Source organism: Paenibacillus sp. PK3_47, from assembly GCF_023520895.1.
Lineage (GTDB): Bacteria > Bacillota > Bacilli > Paenibacillales > Paenibacillaceae > Paenibacillus_AQ.
In genome coordinates this window covers 38,530-54,649 of record NZ_CP026029.1, presented here as the reverse complement: position 1 = coordinate 54,649, position 16,120 = coordinate 38,530, and the positions used below count along the sequence as shown (strand labels likewise).

The following is a 16,120-nucleotide window of genomic DNA, read 5'->3' as shown; positions in this document are numbered from 1 at the left end:
TTACCATGGCGAATCAATCACTTACACCCCGTCAAATTGTAGCAGAGCTAGATAAATATATCGTAGGCCAGAAGCAGGCCAAAAAATCTGTGGCAGTCGCGCTGCGCAACCGTTACCGCCGCAGTCTGCTGGCTGAAGAACTCCGGGATGAGGTCGTACCGAAGAATATCCTGATGATTGGTCCGACCGGTGTCGGTAAAACCGAAATTGCCCGCCGTTTGGCTAAGCTGGTGAACGCACCGTTCATTAAGGTGGAGGCGACTAAGTTTACCGAGGTTGGTTATGTGGGCCGTGATGTAGAGTCCATGGTCCGTGATTTGGTGGAGACCGCGATCCGCATGGTGAAGCTGGAGCGTACCGAAAAAGTGAAAGACCGTGCCGAGGAGCTGGCTAACGAACGCATTGTTTCGATACTTGTACCTTCTTCCTCCAAAAACAAGTCCCAGCGCAACCCGTTTGAAATGCTGTTCGGCAACAACAATGCCAGTGCTGAAGATCACAAAGAGGAACCTGAGGACGGTTCGCTGAGTGAACGCCGCCGCGGTGTCAAGTTCAAGCTGCTGGCAGGCCAGCTGGAGGATGATATTATCGAGGTGGATGTGGAAGATACGGCACCTACAATGCTTGATATGTTCGCCGGTCAGGGCAATGATCAGATGGGCATGAATATGCAGGAAATGTTCGGCAGCTTTTTACCCAAGAAGACCAAGAAGCGCAAGCTCCCGATCCGCGAGGCCCGCAAGGTGCTGATCCAGGATGAAGCGGCCAAGCTGATCGATATGGATGATGTGATCCAGGAATCGATTGCCAGGGCAGAGCAGTCCGGAATTATTTTTATCGATGAAATAGATAAGGTTGCCAGCCAGGGCAAGGGCTCAGGTCCGGATGTGTCCCGTGAAGGCGTGCAGCGTGATATCCTGCCGATCGTAGAAGGCTCCACGGTGATGACCAAATACGGCCCTGTGAAAACGGATTATGTGCTATTTGTGGCCGCAGGCGCCTTCCATATTGCCAAGCCTTCCGATCTCATTCCTGAGCTTCAGGGGCGTTTCCCGATCCGTGTAGAGCTGAGCAGTCTGACGCTTGAGGACTTTGTCTCTATTCTGACTGAACCAGAGAACGCTCTGACAAAGCAGTATGTCAATCTGCTGAAAACTGAGGATATTGAAGTCCAGTTCCAGCCTGAAGCGATCCAGGAAATCGCCAGAATCGCGGCTTCCGTAAATCAGAACATGGAGAACATTGGTGCCCGCCGGCTGCATACGATTCTGGAAAAGCTCCTTGAGGATCTTTCTTTTGAAGCCCCGGAGCTAACGCTGGACACTATGGTCATCACCCCGGAATATGTGCGGGAGAAGCTGTCGGGAATTGCGCAGGACCGCGACTTAAGTCAATATATTCTTTAATGCGACAAGGTTTAAAATACTACGAAATTAGGTATTTTGAATTAGTGACATATGAGTTTTATACGTAAAAGACGTAAAATTATGTAATACGGTGCTAAATAGAAGAAAAATATGTAAATAAAAAGGTAATAAATTGAAAATTAATGCTTAAAGCCCCCTCTTTTCTGAAAAGATAGGGCTTATTTCTTATTGTAATAATATACAAATTCTAAGAAAATCATATTATATGAAATTACAATTTGATATTTGTAACGACAGTTTACGAGCAAGTTGGGGAGAAAAAGCAAGAATTTTAGCATTTTTTGTCGAAAAGAAGCAGGAATACGGCAAAAGTTGTGGAATTCTTTTCATTATGATAGGTTTGGAAGGGGGATATTTCCATGGGTTTGCTGAATAGTGTCAGTTTCCAACGATTACAGGGAGGCCTTGATGCTACCACCAGACGACAAAATGTTTTGGCCAACAATGTAGCAAATGTCGATACTCCCAATTTCAAGCGCTCTGATGTAGCTTTTGAGAGTCTGCTGAGACAGCAGGAGAGCGGAGCCAAATCTACGCTAAATGCCAAAAGAACGGATTCGCGTCACTTCCAGTTTGGAACAGGTTCGGCCGTTGTGCCGACTGCAGTTATCAGTACGGATGAAACGACGTCAATGAACAACAATGACAATAATGTCGATATGGACCGGGAAATGGCGCTGAGTGCGGAGAATCAGCTCAGACACAGCTCTTATGTGCAGCAGCTGAACAGTCAGATTTCGATGATGCGTACAGTAATTGAAGGGAGGTAATGATTGGTGAATTTTGGCGCTAGTTTTGGAATAAGCGCTTCAGCATTGACGGCTCAGCGGCTGCGGATGGATGTGATTTCTTCCAATATTGCCAATGCGGAGACCACAAGAGCCTCCGTCGTCGATGGGAAAGCGGTACCTTACCGCCGCAAGCTGGTAGTGCTGGAGACAGCTGACAATAATAGTTTCTCCAATATATTGAATTCCAAACTGAATGGTAGCAGCGAAGGAGTCAAGGTGCAGTCGATTATTGAGGATTCTTCACCTATGAAGCCGGTATATAATCCTACTCATCCGGATGCTGATGCGGAAGGTTATGTGTATATGCCTAATGTGGATATCACAAAAGAAATGGTCGATATGCTGTCCGCGTCCCGGTCTTATGAGGCCAACGTAACAATGCTGAACGCATCCAAGGCCATGGTAACCAAAGCGCTTGAAATCGGGCGTTAATCTGCAAAGCAATTTTAGGAGGGTTACAAATGATACAAAATATTAATATTGGAACTCAAGCTGTACAGCCGCTTGCTATGAAGACTGCAACTGCAGAAACTTCTGCCGTTACCGGATCCAAGCAAAGCTTCGGCTCTTATCTTGAAGATGCCTTGAATCAGGTGGCGGAACAGGAACAGCAGGCTAAGGATATGAGCAATAAGTTTATTTTGGGAGAAGTTAATGTAGATGAGGCTATGATTTCATCCCAACAGGCATTGCTGAGTTTGCAGCTGACTACACAAGTCCGGAACAAAGTGATTGAAGCCTATCAGGAAATTATGAGAACTCAGATCTAAATAATCCTAGCTAAGTTTCGGATGGGGTGACACTGTGAATGAAAGATTGGCCCAGTACAGGGAGAAGCTCACCCTATATTGGAACAGATTCAGCGGTAAACAGAAGATTTTATTCTTCTCTACCCTGTTTATCATTATTCTAATAATCGTAGTTTTGACTATGCAGCTATCTAAAACAGAGTATGAAGTCGCTTTTCAGGATTTGGACAGTACAGATTCTGCAGGCGTAATGACTTATCTCGATTCAGCCGGTATTCCTTACCGTTTAAGTGCAGATGGAAGAAGCATTTCGGTTCCAAGCACTGATGCAGCCCGGATTAAGGTGGACATCGGTTCACAGGGGATTGTTCAGGAAGGGTCGATCGGGTATAAAGTTTTTGATGAATCATCATCAATGATTGGTACAACAGACAGTGAGTTTAATGTTAAGTATAACAACGCTTTGAATGGTGAAGTAGAACAGCTGATGAGCAGGATGCAGGGGATTAAAGATGCCAAAGTGCTGATTAATCTTCCAAAAGAAACGGTGTTTGCCGCACAGGAAAACCAGGAGCAGGCGTCCGCTTCCGTAGTGCTAACCTTCGATCCGGGATTCAGGCCATCCCAGGATAATATTGACGGATATTTCAATCTTGTAAAGACGGCAGTGCCGAATCTTCCCATTGAGAACATTACGATTGCCAACGACGAAGTCGAGCTGATGCCGACTGCCAAGGGCGGACAAGCCGGTGTATCCAGCCAGGTTGAAGAGAACTTCGCACTCAAGAAAAAATTCGAGGACGAAGTCAAGAAAAATGTGAAGCAGTTCCTGAGTACACTCACAGGCCCGGATAAAGTCGATGTTCTGGTATTCTCCCAGCTTAATTTTGATAAGGAGAACCGCACAGAGGATCTTGTTTTGCCGGTCGATACTGAGAATATGAGAGGAATTGAGATCAGTTCACAGATTATCAGCAACACTTATTCGGGACAGGGAAATACTACCGGAGGCGTTGCGGGTACAGGATCTGAAGATGTGTCGGGTTATCCTTCGGGTACTGAGACGGGAACTTCTACTTCTGAGGAGTCTTCGGAGACAAGAAATTTCGAAGTGAACCGGATTACGAAGGATATCATTGCGAGCCCATATACTGTTAAAGATTTAACCATTAATGTTGCAGTTGAACCACCTGCAGGCCAAACAATTTTGGATGAAGCCACTTCAGATGCGATTGAGAACATTCTGGTCAACATTGTACGGGCATCACTTGCAGATTCAGGTACCACTTATACAGACGCTGATTTAACCAAAAAAGTTTCGGTATACTCGCAGCAGTTCGGAGATACAGCAACAGAAACCGCTGCAGGATGGCTTGCGACATGGATGATTTGGGCCATTGCTGCAGGAGCGCTGCTGGTCGGTGCGGGTGCAGGATTCTTCATTTACCGGAGCCGCAAGAACAGACAAGAAGAAGAGGAAGCGGAAGAAGACATTCCGCTGCAGGTTCCTACCGAGTTCCCGTCTATTAACTTGGAGAGCGTGACGAATGAAAGTCAGGTTCGCAAGCAACTGGAAAGTCTGGCCAAAAAGAAACCGGACGAATTCGTAAACCTGCTGCGCACATGGCTGTCTGACGAACAGAGGTGAACTAATGGCAAAGGCTAGCCAGCAGGGTCTCAGCGGCCGCCAAAAGGCGGCGATCCTGCTTATCACACTAGGGCCCGAGGTATCGGCACAAATATTCAAGCATTTAAGAGACGAGGAAATTGAACAGCTGACTCTGGAGATTGCCAATGTCCGCAAGGTGGACAGCCTGGAGAAAGAATCAATCATGTCAGAATTTCACCAGATCTGTCTCGCCCAGGAATACATCTCTCAAGGCGGTATCAACTATGCCAAGGAGATTCTGGAAAAGGCGCTGGGCTCTTCCAAGGCGCTGGAGGTTATCAACCGGCTGACAGCAACGCTTCAGGTCAGACCATTTGATTTTGCCCGTAAGGCTGATCCGAACCAGATTCTGAACTTTATCCAGAACGAAAATGTTCAGACGATCGCACTTGTATTGTCTTATCTGCAGTTCGAACAGGCTGCATCCATACTCTCCTCATTGCCGCAGGAAAAACAGGCTGAGGTAGCCAGAAGAATAGCAATCATGGACAGTACCTCCCCTGAGGTAGTGACACAAATAGAACGCGTGCTGGAGCAGAAGCTTTCCGCTACGGTAACGCAGGATTATACGAATGCAGGCGGTATCGAATCTATTGTTCAAATCCTGAACGGCGTAGACCGCGGGACAGAACGTACCATTCTGGACTCCCTGGAAATTCAGGATCCGGAGCTGGCCGAAGAAATCAAGAAACGCATGTTTGTATTTGAAGATATCGTCAATGTTGACAACCGGTCCATTCAGCGGATCATCAAAGATATCGACAATGCCGACCTGCAGCTTGCACTCAAGGTGGCCAGTGAGGAAGTGCGGGATGTTATTTTCCGCAACATGTCCAAGCGTATGGCTGAGACCTTCCGCGAGGAAATGGAATATATGGGTCCGGTGCGGCTGCGTGACGTCGAGGAAGCCCAGACGCGCATCGTAGGCACGATACGCAGACTTGAAGAGTCAGGTGAAATTATCATCGCCCGTGGCGGAGGAGATGACATTATTGTCTAAGCTGATTAAACACTCTCAATATGTTCCGGTAGACGTGCTCAAACGGCTGGAACAGGCTAGACAGCATGCCGGATTGGCCGAGGAGCCTGCTGAGGAAGCGGTTGCTGGAGAGGTGCACTACCATGATCCGGCGCGTGAAGAGGCCGAGCAGGCCCGCAAGCAAATGCTTAAGGACGCCCAGGCGTTCGCTGAAGAGCAGGTGAGGAATGCATCGCTGGAAGCTGAGAAGATTGTGGAATCGGCAAAGACAGAGGCTGAAGAGTGGTGGCGGCAGCGGAGAGAGCAGGATGAGCACCTGGCTGAGGCTGTCAAAGCTGAGGCGTACCAGACAGGTTATCAGGAGGGTCTGTCTCAGGCCGAACATGATATGGAGCGTAAGCTGGCCGAAATGATGCAAGAAGCCCGTAATGTACTGCAGGAAGCCTACCGGTCAAGAGATGTGATCATTCAGGAGGCTGAACCCTTTCTGGTAGAGCTGAGCTGCAGCATTGCCGAGAAAATAGTCGAAAAACAGCTGACGGTGGAACCGCAGTTTGCCATGGATCTTATTACCCGGAATCTGGCGCGCAAACGTGAGCAGGGGCTGATCTCATTATGCGTGTCGCCTGCACAGTTTGCCTTTGTGAATGCAGCAAGGGAGGAATTGGCCCTGGCTGTTGATTCCCAGGCTGAACTTCAGATTCTGCCCGATTCTACAGTTAAAGATCACGGCTGTGTCATCCGGTCCTCCTTCGGCAGTATTGATGCACGGATCGATACCCAGCTGGCTGAAATTAAGAAAGAGCTGGTAAGGGTTGCACTGGATACCGAGGAACACAGAAATGAGGAAGACCATGCTTGACATCGGAAAATATAAAGAGCAGCTGCGCAGTTTCGATCCTGTCCGGATTAACGGAAAGGTTACCCAGGTCATTGGACTGATGGTTGAATCCGAAGGTCCGGACGCCAGCATCGGTGATGTGTGTTATATTTATCCGACTAAAGGCAGCAAACCATTACAGGCAGAGGTTGTAGGTTTCCGCGATAACAAGGTGCTGCTGATGCCTCTTGGCGAGCTGCAGGCCATTGGCCCCGGTTGTGACGTTGTAGGCACCGGCAAACCGCTCAGTGTTCAAGTAGGATCTGAGCTTCTAGGCAAGGTGCTGGACGGGCTGGGTCAGCCGCTTGACGGTTCTCTTATTCCGGCAAGAATGCCTCACAGCTCCACCTTCAACATTCCGTCCAATCCGCTCAACCGTCCGCGGGTGCATGAGCCGATCAGCATTGGAGTCCGGGCAATAGACGGGCTGCTGACCATTGGCAAGGGACAGCGGGTGGGGATCTTTGCAGGCTCGGGTGTCGGTAAGAGTACGCTGATGGGCATGATTGCCCGCAATACTTCAGCTGATGTGAATGTGATTGCGCTGATCGGTGAACGGGGCAGAGAGGTACTGGACTTTATCGAGCGGGATCTGGGGCCGGAGGGGCTCCAGCGTTCAGTGGTAGTGGTGGCGACATCCGACCAGCCTGCGCTTATCCGGATAAAGGGTGCACTTATAGCGACTACAATTGCTGAATATTTCCGGGACCGCGGACTGAACGTCATGCTGATGATGGACTCTGTCACCCGATATGCGATGGCACAGCGCGAGGTTGGCCTGGCTGTAGGCGAGCCGCCTGCAATGAGAGGGTATACCCCGTCAGTTTTTGCAAGTCTGCCTAAGCTGCTGGAACGGGCCGGTACAGGGCCTACAGGCTCCATTACCGCTTTTTATACAGTGCTGGTAGACGGTGATGATATGAATGAGCCGATTGCAGATGCTGTCCGCGGGATTCTGGACGGCCATATCGTGCTTAACCGGAATATTGCCAACAAGGGCCATTTTCCCGCCATTGATGTACTGGCCAGCATCAGCCGGGTAATGAAGGATATAGCCCCTGAAGACCAGATTGCAGCAGCGGAAAATGTAAAACGGCTTATGGCAGTCTACAAAGACTCGGAGGATTTAATTAATATCGGGGCCTATCAGGTTGGCTCTAACGCCCAAATTGACGAATCGATGCGCTTTATCGACAGCATTTGGGATTTCACCAAACAAAGGGTGAACGAAAAGGTCACGCTGGCTGAAGTTCAACAATCTTTAATTTCACAGTTCTCAAGGAGTTGATAGGCAATGAGATTCCATTATACTTTCCAAAAAGTTGTGGACTTGAAAGCAAACGAAAAAACACAGGCAGAGTGGATGCTTTCAAGCGCGCTCGGAGAACTGCAGGCCCAGGAAAAAAGCTTGGATGAATTGCTGGTTCAGCGCAGTACACTGATGTTGTCTCTGCAAAATGCAGCGGAGAACAAAACACCGATGTCCAAAATAATTGAAATGCAGCAATATGTTGACTACCTGGATAAATGTATTGCCCGCAAGCATTCGGATATTAACAAGGCACATGTGGAAGTTCAACACAAGCAGGACAACCTCAATACCAAAATGCTCGACGAGAAGGTATGGCTGAAGGCGAGAGACAAAGCAAAAAACATTTTTCAGCAGGATATGATTTTACGGGAACAAAACGAACTGGATGAGATGGCTACCGTCCGCTTCGCGATGAAATCCCTCTAACCCGGGAGGTTTCCGCTAGTGGCTAATAATGAAATGGAACTGGAAAATGAGGAGTCGGCAGGTAAATTTGAGCGGTTTTTGTTTCTGATGATCCCGATCATATTCACTCTGGTGCTGCTTGGAGTACTGTTGACCCTTTTTAATATGGACATCCGCAATAATGTACTTGAAATTGCTGACAAGATTCCTGTAGTAAGAAATATCGTTCCTGATCCTCCTGTAGACCCTAATGAGGCTGCAGAGACTGATCCGGGGACTCAGAGTGAAGAACAGGCTGAAAGCTCGGATGCAACCATCAAGGAGCTGAAAGCCCAGCTTGCCCAGCAGGCTGAACAGCTGAAGCAGGCAGCTGAAGAAAAGACTGCCCAGGATACACAGGTTCAGGCGCTTCAAAAGCAGATTGAGGATATGAAAGTGGAAGCCGAGGCTGCAGAAGCAGCAACCGCAGAAGAAACCGTAGATCCTTACCAGCAAAAGATCACTGATCTGGCTAAACTGTATGCCGGTATGAAGGCTTCGAAAGCTGCCCCTATAATGGAGAATTTGACTACGGAAGAACAGGTGCAGGTGTTCAATGCCATGAATAATGCCAGCAAAACAGCCATTCTGGAAAAAATGGATCCGGAAAAAGCTGCTGAAGTTACAATAAAGCTAAAGGAAACGACCAATTCAACCGATATGGCTATTGCAGCCCTTCAATCCAGACTGAAGCAGAATGACACTGCTGCTCCGGTGACAACAGCCGCCAATCTGGATCAGGAGAAGCTCAGCCAGACTTTTACCAGTATGCCGGCGTCAGAGGCAGGAGCATTACTTGGATCGATGTACAGTATCAGTCCGGATAAAGTCATAACAGTTTTGAAATCGGTAAGTGACGGCGTGCGCTCTTCTATTCTGGGTGAAATGACCAAAAACGACAGCGCCCAGGCCGCAAAAATTGTAAACCGCCTGATGGGCGGGCAATAACAAATGAAGGGAGGTGAAAGAAAATGAGTTTGGTTTTACAATCATTCACGGGAAGCGCAATGCCGGCAACCGGAGGAACGACAACTGCTTCAGTTAGCGGGACGGCAGCGACAGGGGGAAGCGGGGCGGCCATGCCTTTTGCCCAGACCCTTGTTCAAAGTATGGAAGGTACATCAGCCATAGGTACAGAAACGCCGGTGTTCGGTAACCTTGCTTCATTGCTTCAAGGACTCTTGAACGCTGTGCAGCCTGCCGGCGAAGAGACTACGCAGAGTGATGCTGCAGCAGGTGCAAATCTTTTAAATGAGCTTGTAAAGGATCTTGAGAAGCTTGATGAAACCATAAGCAGTGACCCGGCACTTCTGGAGGCACTGCAAGGCTGGATACTACAGGTCACAGCGCTTCTCACAGGCAATGAAGCCAACAGTACTGCAGCAGACACGTCAGGCGATTCAGACAGCAAAGCAGCGCCTGCTGCAGCCTTGTCTCCGCTGGCCCAGAATCCGGAGACCCTCCGCTTTGCCGTTCAGGACGAGCTTAACAGTCTTGTAACCCTGATTCAGCAGTCTTCAGCCGAAGGCAAGGAAGAGACTGCGGCAAAAGGAATGGCTCTGCTGAACAGCTTCTCGGCAATTGTGGCGGAGAATACAGTTCCGGAGAACAAAGCTAAAAAAACCGGATCGGTCACAGGAGAAGCGCCCGCAGTATCCCTAAAGCAGCCTGAAACTACCGGAAACGGCGAAACCGGAAATAAGGACAGAAATGCTATGGCGATGAACAGCCGCGTTATAGATGCTGCTGCAGCAAACAGTCCTGAGACCGGAAACGCTGGATCAGCTCCGTCCAAAGCTGAGAATGCGGGTGCTGAGAAGGCCAACATGGTAAATGCAAAAACGGGATTAACTGCCCCGGATTCCGTTCCGGTAGAGGAAACGGCGGCTGAAGCCGGTACTGTTTCTGAACAGCATGAGATTGTGACAGCAGGTCAATTGTCCTTAAGAGCAGGTGTAACAGCTCCGCTTAAGACAGAAGCACCGCAGGTGCCGGTTCACCAGTTCGCACAGGAAATGGATACCTTCATTACAGGCAAGCTGGAAATCGTCAGAAAAGGCGGTGTGGCTGAAGCTACAATCACTTTGTTCCCGGAGAACCTTGGACAGGTGGACGTCAAAATTACCATGCAGAACGGTAACCTTGTAGCCCAGTTCATGACAGAGCACTCCGGAGCCAAGGATATGCTGGAACAGCAGATGAATCAGCTTCGTGCAGCACTGCAGTCCCAGGGGCTTCAGGTCGAACGCCTGGAAGTATCCCAGAGTAATCCCTCGAATCCATCCCAGTGGGGCGGACAGCAGGGCCAGGGAACGCCTAACGGGGGCGGACAGCAAGGCAGACGTTCCAAAGAACGCAGCGAAGACAACGGGGATGCACTCCTGGCTGCAGAATTGAATGGAGAATGGAAAGACTGGGTAGCTGAAAATAAAGTAATAGATAGCAATCTTAATGGAAGATTCTCGGCACAAGCGTAGCTTAAATAGAAGTGAGGTGAGCAAATGGCAACAACTACGAATCTGATCTCAGGCAGTGACCAGTGGAACTATGTCTCAAATACAGGCACGGCCAAAAGTACCGGCAGCTCGACACTGGGCAAGGATCAGTTCCTCAAGATACTGATTACACAGCTGCAGAATCAGGACCCGATGCAGCCGATGGAAGATAAGGAATTCATCGCCCAGATGGCCCAGTTCACATCTGTAGAGCAGCTGATGAACATCTCTACACAGCTGACGGCTATGAACCAGTCGCTTGGTTCGGTATCAGGTCTGATCGGCAAGGATATCACCTGGACTGATCCTAAGACGGAGCTGTCCAAATCCGGAAATGTGGAATCGATCGTGGTCAGCAGCGGCATTCAATATGCGGTGGTAGGCAGTGAAAGAGTTGCGTTGACAGATATTACTCAAATCCAGAATGCTGCTCCTGAAGTGAATACTGTAAGTGACAGCAATCCTTCAGAGAACAGCGGGGAGAGCGGGGCGAAGGCATGAGCGAGCGGCTGACCATAGGCCAAATGTATCCCGCAAGTGTACATCCGCAGGCCCTGCAAAGATCTCAGGCTTCGAAGAACACCAACGCTGCAGAGGCATCCTTCGAGAGCATTCTGCAGAAAAACATGCTGAAATTCAGCAATCATGCCGCCAAACGGCTGGAGCAGCGGGGGATTGAGCTTGGCAGCCGGCAGCTGGACCAGATTTCGTCTGCAGTGGACAAGGCCGCAGCCAAAGGCAGCAAAGAGTCCCTGATACTAATGAAAGACATGGCGTTCATTGTCAGTGTGCCGAACCGTACCGTTGTAACAGCGATGGATGGTAATTCGATGAAAGACAATGTGTTCACGCAAATTGACAGTGCAGTTATTATTTCTTAACCGGCCGGTCCTGACTGGAGAGCCGGAGTGGCCGCCGACCGACTGACGCGGCCCAAGCTTGATATTGATTCTATTATAAATTAAGAGTCCAAGACTCTATATTCCGGGAGGATTTTATTCATGTTGAGATCTATGTATTCAGGCGTTTCAGGTATGCGCGGCTTTCAAACCAAGCTGGATGTCATCGGTAATAATATTGCGAATGTGAATACCATCGGCTTCAAATCAAGCCGTGTAATGTTCAAGGATATTATGAGCCAAACGGTATCCGGTGTTTCCGCTCCGGTTGACGGGGGCCAGGGCGGTGTGAATGCCAAGCAGATCGGGCTGGGCGTAAGTATCGGATCGGTAGATACCCTCCATCTGGCAGGCAGTGCCATGACTACCAATAATCCGACAGACCTGCGTATCGATGGGGATGGATTCTTCCTGGTCAGCCTCACTGAAGATCAGGAGACACCGTTCCTGACCCGTGCCGGAGACTTTCATGTGGATTCTAACCGGAATCTGGTGACCTCGGACGGTCTTCACGTGCTCAGCTCGGATGGAGAAGCTATCCAATTGGGGGAGGACACTACCGCATTCTCCATTTCGAGTGACGGTACGATTCTGCAGACGCTGGCAGACGGAACTATCAATACAGATTTGATAGTCGGTGTGGCCAAGGTTAGTAATCCCCAGGGGCTGGAAAAGGTTGGCGGCAATATTTACCGGATGACCCTGAATGCCAATGCTGAGGGTGAACTGGTACCGACCACAGCCAATAATGCTGAAGACGGTACAGGTTCTATCGTGGCAGGACAGCTGGAAATGTCCAACGTGGATCTGACAGGCGAGTTTACGGAAATGATCGTGACCCAGCGCGGATTCCAGGCGAACTCACGTATTATTACGACCTCTGATGAAGTGCTGCAGGAAGTGGTTAACCTCAAGCGTTAATTTTTGCACAATAATCTTAAACTTGCTGTATAATATTAACGTTTGCCTAAAAGGCACGCTGATCAGGTCATGGGGGAGTATTCCTCCCCCTATTTTTTGTTAGGAGGCCGGTTATGATTTCGGTAACACGTTTGAACGGGGCGCCCATGTGGCTGAATGCCCTGCTGGTAGAAATGGTAGAGGAAAGTCCGGATACCTACGTAACACTCGTAACAGGAAAAAGACTCATTGTGCTTGAAAAGGCTGATGAAGTCATCGCAAAAATCCGGGATTATAACAGGGACATAGGCACATATGCTGCCACCATTAAAGTCCAATCAATGGAGGAGCTTTCATGAAAAAGATGCTGCCATGGCTCATCACGATTTTACTCGCGGTTACACTGATCGTAGTTGCCGCATTTTTATTGATGGACAAAATATTTCCGAGTGAAACAAATGATGTCACCGCTGCTGTACAGAATGTGGAAGCCAAGCACCTCAGCGCGGATGAGATCGTTGAATTGACTGCGGAAATCACCGACATCAAAACTAATCTTGCCGACCCCGATTATATCGTTTTAATAAATTTCGCTTTCCAGCTGGACAGTGCAACGGCTAAGGAAGATTTCGAGAAGATCAAGGCTATCAAAATCAAGCCGCTGATTATTAAGGTGCTGGCCGACACCAAACCGGAGGAGCTTAACGGAGCTAACGGAAAAGACCAGCTTAGCAGCAGGCTTGTGAATATGATCAATAAGACTTTGACCGAAGGCAAACTGACCCAGATTGAAGTGACCAACTTCATTTTGACTACAATTTAAACTTGGCGGGTTCATTCTTTAATGGGGGTGATTGAATGGTTGATGTACTATCACAAAATGAAATTGATGCACTGCTTGCCGCGCTTTCTTCCGGTGAAATGGATGCCGATGAACTGAAAAAAGAAGAAACGCAGAAAAAAATCCGCTCTTATGATTTCAAACGGGCAGTGCGTTTCTCCAAAGATCATATCCGGAGCCTGACGCGGATTCATGATAATTTTGCCCGCTATCTTACAACGTACTTTTCGGCTCAGCTGCGCACCTTTGTGCAAATCAATGTCGTTCAAGTAGAGCAGCTCCCATATGATGAGTTTATCCGCTCCATTCCGAAGATGACGATTTTAAATATTTTCGAAGCTGAGCCGCTGGAAGGCCGGATGGTTATGGAGGTACACCCTAACATTGCCTTCGCCATGCTGGACAGGCTGCTCGGAGGATTCGGATCTGCCCCGGCCAAAATCAGTGCCTTGACCGAGATCGAGACAACGATTATGGAGAGGATCTTCAGCAGATGCTTTGAGAGTCTGCAGGAAGCGTGGAAGACGGTGCTGGACATCCAGCCCCGCATGGAAGCGCTGGAGACCAATCCGCAATTCATGCAGATCGTCTCACCGAATGAGACGATTGCCTTGATTTCACTTAGTACGAAGATAGGCGACACTACAGGGATGATTAACCTGTGTATACCGCACGTTGTCCTGGAGCCCATCATGTCAAGGTTATCCGTACACCAATGGTTTGTTTCCGAGAAAAAGGTGCGGGACGAAGTTGAACTGGAGGCCATCAGGTCGAGAGTACACAAAGCCCAGCTGCCGATTGTAGCGGAACTCGGTGAATCCAGATTATCGATTTCTGAATTTCTTGGCCTCAGCGTCGGCGATGTAATCTCATTAAATAAGACAGTGGAGGCTGGTTTGTCAATCAAGGTAGGGGACAAGCTCAAATTCATTGGAAGCCCGGGGATGGTCAAAGATCGTGTAGCTGTGCAAATAGACGAGATTGTCAGTGAAGGAGTTGAAGAATTTGACGAGTAAAGATTATTTATCCCAGGAAGAAATCGATGCTCTTCTCAGACAATCTGCGGAAGGCGCCTCTGCGCCGCAGGTAAAGTCGGTAAATGATTTCTTGACGCCGTTTGAGCAGGACGCCTTGGGCGAAATCGGAAATATTACCTTTGGCAGTGCAGCGACTGCACTGTCCACTTTGCTGGGCAAAAAGGTTGATATAACTACACCGGAAGTGTCTATCATCACCCGCAGTGAGTTCGAGGAAGCTTTTCCAAAACCGCATGTCGCTGTTCATGTCCAGTATGTAGACGGCTTTCAGGGCATCAACTCCCTTGTAATCAAGATCAGGGATGCCCAGGTCATTGCCGATCTGATGCTTGGCGGTGAAGGGGAGCCGAAAGATGAAGAGCTGAATGAAATCCATATCAGTGCCGTGCAGGAAGCCATGAATCAAATGATGGGCTCATCGGCGACCTCCATGTCTACCATTTTTAACCGGTTTGTCAACATCTCTCCTCCAGGAATCGACATTTTGAATATGTCCAGCGGAGAAGGCGTAGGAAGCCTTCCGGAAGATGAGACACTGATTCAAATCTCCTTCCGGCTCAAAATCGGAGATCTGATTGATTCGACCATTATGCAGCTGCTGCCTGTTAAGTTCGCCAAAGACATGGTAACTATGCTTCTGGGCGACGTAGGACAAGGAGAGCAGGAAACAGCGGCTTCTGCCGTCGAGACCCCGCCGCCTGCAGCTCCGGAGCCTGCACCTGCACCGCCGTCAGCCCAGCAGCCCCCGCCGCCAGCGGCTGGAGGAGTACCGCCGCAGTATCCGCCGCAGGGAATGCCTCCATATCCGGGAATGCCTGAGGGCGGCTATTATTATCCTCCTGCAGGAATGCCTGCATATGGAATGCCCGGCATGCCCGGTATGCCGCCATATGGAATGCCGCCGCAATACGGAGTTCCGCCGCAGGGCATGCCTTATGCACAGGAACCGCCGCAGGCGCCGCCTCAGCCAAACCGCAACGTTAATGTACAGCCCGTACAATTCGCGAACCTTAACGCCGGGGCCTTCGGAAATATTGACGAAAATAATTTAAATTTATTGATGGACATACCACTGAGAGTAACCGTAGAATTAGGAAGGACCCAGAAGCAGATTAAAGATATTCTGGAGATGTCGCAAGGTTCAATTATCGAGCTGGACAAGCTGGCCGGTGAACCTGTAGACATCCTGGTTAACAACAAGCTCATAGCCAAAGGGGAAGTTGTAGTAATCGACGAAAACTTCGGCGTTCGTGTTACAGATATCGTCAGCCAGTGGGACCGAATTCAAAAATTACAATAAGCATACTTAGGGAGGATTTTTCAAAATGGCTAACCGAATTCTAATCGTGGACGATGCAGCATTTATGAGAATGATGATCCGTGACATCTTGTCGAAAAACGGATTTGAAGTAGTGGGGGAAGCTCAAGACGGAGCACAGGCCATTGAGAAGTTTAAGGAATTGCGTCCGGATCTGATCACGATGGATATAACTATGCCTGAGATGGACGGTATCGCCGCCTTGAAAGAGATCAAAAAAGTGGATGCCAATGCCAAAGTCATCATGTGTTCAGCCATGGGTCAGCAGGCTATGGTTATCGACGCTATTCAGGCGGGAGCCAAGGACTTTATTGTTAAGCCTTTCCAGGCAGACCGCGTTATCGAAGCTATCAACAAAACGCTGGGTGTATAGGAAACA

At 49.0% G+C, this 16,120-nt stretch carries 20 protein-coding genes; all 20 read left to right on the top strand.

Features of this window, described 5'->3' with window-relative positions; translation table 11 throughout:
• Positions 1 to 5 precede the first annotated feature (5 nt).
• The 20 genes from hslU to C2I18_RS00195 all read left to right on the top strand — a co-directional run bounded on the left by hslU (position 6) and on the right by C2I18_RS00195 (position 16,114).
• Positions 6 to 1,406, top strand: coding sequence for an ATP-dependent protease ATPase subunit HslU (gene hslU / locus C2I18_RS00290; RefSeq protein ID WP_249899307.1), 1,401 nt, complete (start codon positions 6 to 8; stop codon positions 1,404 to 1,406).
• A 226-nt stretch (positions 1,407 to 1,632) separates the two neighbouring features.
• Positions 1,633 to 1,803, top strand: a complete 171-nt coding sequence (locus C2I18_RS00285; RefSeq protein WP_249899306.1) for a hypothetical protein — start codon at positions 1,633 to 1,635, stop codon at positions 1,801 to 1,803.
• Positions 1,787 to 2,197: a flagellar basal body rod protein FlgB gene (flgB, locus tag C2I18_RS00280; protein ID WP_249899305.1), complete on the top strand. Its 411-nt coding sequence runs from the start codon at positions 1,787 to 1,789 to the stop codon at positions 2,195 to 2,197. Before C2I18_RS00285 ends, flgB begins: the two co-directional genes overlap by 17 nt.
• Positions 2,198 to 2,263: 66 nt before the next feature.
• Positions 2,264 to 2,650 carry a flagellar basal body rod protein FlgC gene (gene flgC, locus C2I18_RS00275; RefSeq protein WP_249902300.1) on the top strand — a complete coding sequence of 129 codons (387 nt, stop codon included), beginning with the start codon at positions 2,264 to 2,266 and terminating at the stop codon, positions 2,648 to 2,650.
• 29 nt (positions 2,651 to 2,679) lie between these two features.
• Entirely contained in the window at positions 2,680 to 2,988 is a 309-nt protein-coding gene (gene fliE, locus C2I18_RS00270) for a flagellar hook-basal body complex protein FliE (RefSeq protein WP_249899304.1), read from the top strand.
• A 34-nt stretch (positions 2,989 to 3,022) separates the two neighbouring features.
• A complete protein-coding gene (fliF, locus tag C2I18_RS00265; RefSeq protein WP_249899303.1) occupies positions 3,023 to 4,615 on the top strand; it encodes a flagellar basal-body MS-ring/collar protein FliF in 1,593 nt (530 codons plus the stop codon).
• 4 nt (positions 4,616 to 4,619) lie between these two features.
• A complete protein-coding gene (gene fliG, locus C2I18_RS00260; protein ID WP_249899302.1) occupies positions 4,620 to 5,636 on the top strand; it encodes a flagellar motor switch protein FliG in 1,017 nt (338 codons plus the stop codon).
• Positions 5,629 to 6,477: a FliH/SctL family protein gene (locus C2I18_RS00255; RefSeq protein ID WP_249899301.1), complete on the top strand. Its 849-nt coding sequence runs from the start codon at positions 5,629 to 5,631 to the stop codon at positions 6,475 to 6,477. The genes fliG and C2I18_RS00255 overlap by 8 nt, the downstream gene beginning before the upstream one ends.
• Positions 6,470 to 7,783, top strand: a complete 1,314-nt coding sequence (gene fliI / locus C2I18_RS00250; RefSeq protein WP_481857860.1) for a flagellar protein export ATPase FliI — start codon at positions 6,470 to 6,472, stop codon at positions 7,781 to 7,783. The genes C2I18_RS00255 and fliI overlap by 8 nt, the downstream gene beginning before the upstream one ends.
• A gap of 6 nt (positions 7,784 to 7,789) precedes the next feature.
• Positions 7,790 to 8,233: a flagellar export protein FliJ gene (gene fliJ, locus C2I18_RS00245; RefSeq protein WP_249899299.1), complete on the top strand. Its 444-nt coding sequence runs from the start codon at positions 7,790 to 7,792 to the stop codon at positions 8,231 to 8,233.
• A gap of 18 nt (positions 8,234 to 8,251) precedes the next feature.
• On the top strand, positions 8,252 to 9,199 hold the full coding sequence (locus tag C2I18_RS00240) for a MotE family protein (RefSeq protein ID WP_249899298.1): 948 nt from the start codon (positions 8,252 to 8,254) through the stop codon (positions 9,197 to 9,199).
• A gap of 23 nt (positions 9,200 to 9,222) precedes the next feature.
• Complete coding sequence (locus C2I18_RS00235) at positions 9,223 to 10,728, top strand: flagellar hook-length control protein FliK (protein ID WP_249899297.1); 1,506 nt, start codon at positions 9,223 to 9,225, stop codon at positions 10,726 to 10,728.
• A 24-nt stretch (positions 10,729 to 10,752) separates the two neighbouring features.
• On the top strand, positions 10,753 to 11,247 hold the full coding sequence (locus C2I18_RS00230; RefSeq protein WP_249899296.1) for a flagellar hook capping FlgD N-terminal domain-containing protein: 495 nt from the start codon (positions 10,753 to 10,755) through the stop codon (positions 11,245 to 11,247).
• Positions 11,244 to 11,627 carry a TIGR02530 family flagellar biosynthesis protein gene (locus C2I18_RS00225; protein WP_249899295.1) on the top strand — a complete coding sequence of 128 codons (384 nt, stop codon included), beginning with the start codon at positions 11,244 to 11,246 and terminating at the stop codon, positions 11,625 to 11,627. The genes C2I18_RS00230 and C2I18_RS00225 overlap by 4 nt, the downstream gene beginning before the upstream one ends.
• 120 nt (positions 11,628 to 11,747) lie before the next feature.
• Positions 11,748 to 12,566 (top strand): flagellar basal body rod protein FlgG, encoded by an 819-nt coding sequence (flgG, locus tag C2I18_RS00220; RefSeq protein ID WP_249899294.1) that lies wholly within the window; start codon positions 11,748 to 11,750, stop codon positions 12,564 to 12,566.
• 113 nt (positions 12,567 to 12,679) lie between these two features.
• Positions 12,680 to 12,904, top strand: a complete 225-nt coding sequence (locus C2I18_RS00215; RefSeq protein WP_249899293.1) for a flagellar FlbD family protein — start codon at positions 12,680 to 12,682, stop codon at positions 12,902 to 12,904.
• Positions 12,901 to 13,368 carry a flagellar basal body-associated FliL family protein gene (locus C2I18_RS00210; RefSeq protein ID WP_249899292.1) on the top strand — a complete coding sequence of 156 codons (468 nt, stop codon included), beginning with the start codon at positions 12,901 to 12,903 and terminating at the stop codon, positions 13,366 to 13,368. Before C2I18_RS00215 ends, C2I18_RS00210 begins: the two co-directional genes overlap by 4 nt.
• Positions 13,369 to 13,403: 35 nt before the next feature.
• Positions 13,404 to 14,402: a flagellar motor switch protein FliM gene (gene fliM / locus C2I18_RS00205; RefSeq protein ID WP_249899291.1), complete on the top strand. Its 999-nt coding sequence runs from the start codon at positions 13,404 to 13,406 to the stop codon at positions 14,400 to 14,402.
• A complete protein-coding gene (gene fliY / locus C2I18_RS00200) occupies positions 14,392 to 15,723 on the top strand; it encodes a flagellar motor switch phosphatase FliY (protein ID WP_249899290.1) in 1,332 nt (443 codons plus the stop codon). Before fliM ends, fliY begins: the two co-directional genes overlap by 11 nt.
• 25 nt (positions 15,724 to 15,748) lie before the next feature.
• Positions 15,749 to 16,114 carry a response regulator gene (locus tag C2I18_RS00195; RefSeq protein ID WP_090713483.1) on the top strand — a complete coding sequence of 122 codons (366 nt, stop codon included), beginning with the start codon at positions 15,749 to 15,751 and terminating at the stop codon, positions 16,112 to 16,114.
• The last annotated feature ends 6 nt before the right edge of the window (positions 16,115 to 16,120 follow it).

Bases quoted from the DNA above. Each gene is read 5' to 3' on its own strand.
- C2I18_RS00230 (WP_249899296.1), top strand. From the start codon at position 10,753: ATGGCAACAACTACGAATCTGATCTCAGGCAGTGACCAGTGGAACTAT.
- C2I18_RS00225 (WP_249899295.1), top strand. From the start codon at position 11,244: ATGAGCGAGCGGCTGACCATAGGCCAAATGTATCCCGCAAGTGTACAT.
- fliI (WP_481857860.1), top strand. From the start codon at position 6,470: ATGCTTGACATCGGAAAATATAAAGAGCAGCTGCGCAGTTTCGATCCT.
- C2I18_RS00285 (WP_249899306.1), top strand. From the start codon at position 1,633: ATGAAATTACAATTTGATATTTGTAACGACAGTTTACGAGCAAGTTGG.
- fliM (WP_249899291.1), top strand. From the start codon at position 13,404: ATGGTTGATGTACTATCACAAAATGAAATTGATGCACTGCTTGCCGCG.
- fliE (WP_249899304.1), top strand. From the start codon at position 2,680: ATGATACAAAATATTAATATTGGAACTCAAGCTGTACAGCCGCTTGCT.
- flgC (WP_249902300.1), top strand. From the start codon at position 2,264: ATGGATGTGATTTCTTCCAATATTGCCAATGCGGAGACCACAAGAGCC.
- flgG (WP_249899294.1), top strand. From the start codon at position 11,748: ATGTTGAGATCTATGTATTCAGGCGTTTCAGGTATGCGCGGCTTTCAA.
- fliG (WP_249899302.1), top strand. From the start codon at position 4,620: ATGGCAAAGGCTAGCCAGCAGGGTCTCAGCGGCCGCCAAAAGGCGGCG.
- C2I18_RS00235 (WP_249899297.1), top strand. From the start codon at position 9,223: ATGAGTTTGGTTTTACAATCATTCACGGGAAGCGCAATGCCGGCAACC.
- C2I18_RS00195 (WP_090713483.1), top strand. From the start codon at position 15,749: ATGGCTAACCGAATTCTAATCGTGGACGATGCAGCATTTATGAGAATG.
- flgB (WP_249899305.1), top strand. From the start codon at position 1,787: ATGGGTTTGCTGAATAGTGTCAGTTTCCAACGATTACAGGGAGGCCTT.
- hslU (WP_249899307.1), top strand. From the start codon at position 6: ATGGCGAATCAATCACTTACACCCCGTCAAATTGTAGCAGAGCTAGAT.
- fliJ (WP_249899299.1), top strand. From the start codon at position 7,790: ATGAGATTCCATTATACTTTCCAAAAAGTTGTGGACTTGAAAGCAAAC.
- C2I18_RS00215 (WP_249899293.1), top strand. From the start codon at position 12,680: ATGATTTCGGTAACACGTTTGAACGGGGCGCCCATGTGGCTGAATGCC.
- C2I18_RS00210 (WP_249899292.1), top strand. From the start codon at position 12,901: ATGAAAAAGATGCTGCCATGGCTCATCACGATTTTACTCGCGGTTACA.